The organism is Streptomyces sp. NPDC004667, from assembly GCF_040609475.1.
Lineage (GTDB): Bacteria > Actinomycetota > Actinomycetes > Streptomycetales > Streptomycetaceae > Streptomyces.
Map to the genome: position 1 here is coordinate 1 of NZ_JBEXKC010000212.1, position 3313 is coordinate 3313.

3 protein-coding genes and 1 pseudogene are annotated in these 3313 nt (G+C 70.1%); 3 read left to right on the forward strand and 1 reads right to left on the reverse strand.

Annotated features, from left to right (window positions below; genetic code table 11):
• Positions 1-229 (forward strand): annotated as a pseudogene (locus tag ABZW32_RS39270) (MerR family transcriptional regulator); the annotation flags it as partial.
• A gap of 4 nt (positions 230-233) precedes the next feature.
• The gene (locus tag ABZW32_RS39275) at positions 234-410 is read left to right on the forward strand and encodes a hypothetical protein (RefSeq protein ID WP_356225643.1); all 177 of its coding nucleotides are present in this window, start codon (positions 234-236) and stop codon (positions 408-410) included.
• Positions 411-742: 332 nt separating this feature from the next.
• On the opposite strand, the gene ABZW32_RS39280 is transcribed toward ABZW32_RS39275, so the two are convergent.
• Complete coding sequence (locus tag ABZW32_RS39280) at positions 743-2317, reverse strand: serine/threonine-protein kinase (protein WP_356225644.1); 1575 nt, start codon at positions 2315-2317, stop codon at positions 743-745.
• Between the two features lie 654 nt (positions 2318-2971).
• On the opposite strand from ABZW32_RS39280, the gene ABZW32_RS39285 reads away from it, so the two are divergent.
• Positions 2972-3286 (forward strand): GNAT family protein, encoded by a 315-nt coding sequence (locus ABZW32_RS39285; RefSeq protein ID WP_356225646.1) that lies wholly within the window; start codon positions 2972-2974, stop codon positions 3284-3286.
• Positions 3287-3313 lie beyond the last annotated feature (27 nt).

A 3313-nucleotide genomic window follows, 5' to 3' on the forward strand; every position in this document is an offset into this window, starting at 1 on the left:
CGCGCTGGGCGGCCTCTACGCCGACGCGTTCCGGCGGGCCGACGCGGGTGGCTTGCGCCGCTGGCTCCTCGCCCGGCTGCGGTCCACCGCGGACCCGGCCACCGAGCGCTACTGGTGGCTGCTGGCCACGGTCAACGGCTGGCCCGCGCCCGCGGCCCTCGCGCCGGTCCACCCCTGGTTCACCGCGGTCTCCGCCGGGAGCGGTGCCGGCACCGCTGCGCAGGTCTGAGGCGATGAGGACGCGGGACCTGCGGTTCGGTCTGTACGCGGACGGGGAGGGGCTGGCCTGGGTGAGGGAACTGGTCGCAGCGGCGGTGGACGGCCGCAGGGCCCAGATCACCGGTGAGACCCACTCGACGGACACCTTCTCCCACGGTGGGATGCCGACCGCCGACCTGGTCAACTCGTAGAGCTGCGAGTTCACTTGAAGTGTTCCCTGCACACACGGCGGGCGGTCCGTAAGACGGTGATCGCGTCCATGTGCCCGGCGGGCACGACCCCTCATGCCTGCCGGGTTCCGTGGATGGCGGGCTGAGGGCCGAAGCTCTCGGAGGGAGGCCCGGTTTGGCGTGGTGCCGCCGGATGGCGAATCACGGCGGTCGTGACGACTGCACAGGAGACCGCGTCAGGTACCGCCGGCAGGCCGGTTGCGCTGGTGACGGTTGTCGGCCGGACCGCCAGCGCGTGGACCCCAGCCGGAGGCCGTCTCCGGACGTAACGCTCGACAGGCAGGCCAGAGGCTCTACCCGTGGGGGTTGTACGGCGATCCCTTGAGCCTGTGCATGAACCGGCCTCCGACGAGAGCGCTCGCGCTCTTGATGTCGCCGGCGGAGATCAGTTCCTGCCGGGCCTGTTTGACGAATTCAGGGCTCAGCATGGCCAGTGAACTGAGCAGCAGACCGAGCCGCCGATCCTGACCGGCCCGGCGCATTCCTGCTGTCAGCCGGGGAAACTCGCCGGGACGACGTCGGGGCGCGGCCCGAGAGGCCATCTGGTCAGCTTCCTCGCCGTATCCGGCGGCGTCGAAAGCGGAGAGGACGGCCCCCAGCTCTTCGGCCTTCCAGCCGCGGGAGATCGCGTCGGTCAGCCCCACCCGACCCGCGTGGCCGGGAGTGACCCACAGTGTCGGCAGCCACTCGACCGGGAAGGAAGCGCCGGCGAAGCGGTTCAATTCCTCGACCCATTCCACGAAGCTGAAATCGGAGCCGAGCCTCGCCACGACGGCGGCCGCAGCGGCTTCGGCTCCGGCAGTCCGGGTGTCGTGTGGCACCGGGGACGGCGGCGGGGCGGGAGTCGGGCGCGCGACGAACGGCCGGCCTGCCTTCGGAGTTTCTTCCTGCTTCCAGTGCGCGGTCATCGTGGGATCGGAGTGCTGTACGTGACTCGGAGCGGTACTGGGGCGGTCGACGGCCGTAGGCGTGGGCGGGGGAGAGGCCGCTGCCGGGTCGAGTTGGGTCGGCGCGTACGGAACAGCCGTGAGCGTCGGCGATCCAGGGGCGCCGCCTGTGCCGATCGAGCGTAGCCGTGCCGCGACCTCTCCCGCCGTACTGGGACGGTCGTCGGGACTTTTGGCTAGGAGGTCGAGGATCAAGCGGTCGAGTTCCGGCGGGACCGCCGTGCTGGCCTCGGGGCTCGCCGACCGTGCTGGTTCGGTGAGGTGCCGCAACATCAGCGGCGCCGGGTCCCCGCTGCCGAACGGCGGCTTGCCGGTGAGCAGCTCGAAGAGGATGCAGCCAACCGAGTAGAGGTCGCCGCGCTGGTCACCCAGCCGCCCCTGGAGTCGCTCGGGGGGCATGTAGGCCATGGTGCCGATCACCATGCTCGCGGTGGCGGTCAGTGCGGCGCGGTGACGAGCGATCCCGAAGTCGAGGATCTTCAAGGTGCCGGCTTGGGTGAGGAAGAGATTCGCCGGCTTGAGGTCGCGGTGAATCACCTCAGCGGCATGCGCGCAGGCCAGCGCGTCGCACAGCTGGAGCGCCCATCCCACGGCCTGGTCGGCGTCGGGCGGCGTCTCCGCGCGGAGCCGGGCGGTTAGGTCGGTGCCGTCGAGCAGCTCCATCACGAGGTACATGGTGCCGTCCTGCTCTTCACCCAGATCGTGGACGGTGACGATGCCCGGGTGGTTGAGTGCACCTGCCAGCCGGGCCTCTCGGAGGAACAGGCGGACACCGTCTTCGGCGAGGCCTCCGCCGTGCAGGAGCTTCACCGCGACGTACCGCTCCAGCATGAGGTCCCAGCCGTGCCAGACCTGGCCCATGCCGCCTGCGCCGATCAGCCTGTCCAGCCGGTACCGTCCGGCCAGAGTGCGTTCCGCCATGGTCGTATCCCCCCGCGCAGTGCCTACGAGCCCGACCCCGGGTCCCGTACCCAGGATCGCTCGCCTTCCGGAATGTACCTTCGGGAGGCCCGGGGCCGGGCCCACTTCCGTATCCTGGCCGGACCGGTGCGAACCGCCCGGGAAGCAGCCGCGTCCGGCAGGCCTGCACCGGTCACGGGAAGGCAGTACATGGCCAGGGGCCGCGCCGTGGCTCCCTGTTGCCCCGGCCGACGACAGCTCGGCACAGGAACGGGCACAACCGCAGCCTGACCTCATGCCGCCAGCAGGGCGGCCGTCTGCTTGAGGCGGCCCGACGGTTGCGGAAGGCTCTCCGGCTTCCGGGACGGCAGCCATGAACCGCCACGCCCCCCGCGCATCTGTCCATCTGTGCCCGCCCGATCTTCCGGGCCAGGTCGAGGCCGTGCTCCTCTGGTGCACCGGCCGCAGAGAGCTGAACGGCTGCCCCCGCCACAGTGCGAGGTGTCGGTTTGGTGTCAGTGGGGGTTGACAGCGACGGGCCGTCAGCCAGGTGTGTTGGTGCTGGCTCCTACCGTTGCAGCTCACACCCGGCCGCGATCCGATGGGCGCCTTGACGTCCACCCTCCGCACAGTGGAACGCCGTGCACAGGGCGCAGTCGGCGGACTGGGCGGACGATGCCGTCGACTGACGCGGGTACGGGCTGGTTCGAGTACGGCGTCACGATCGGTGCCGAGCACCGTCGTCAGGGCTACGCGGCAGAAGCCGCGTTCCTGCTGCTTCGCTTCATGTTCGAGGAGAACCGGTACCACAAGTGCCAAGTGTGGATATTTGCGTACAACGAGGCACCACTGGCTCTCCACCGGCGGCTCGGCTTCGTAGAGGAGGGCCGACTGCGTGAGCTCGTGTACCTCTCCGGCCGGTACCACGATGTCGTGATGATCGGCATGCTCGCCGACGAGTTCGCGCGACCGCACCCCGTGACCGCCTGACGTTATTGAGCGCCCCGGACCACGAAT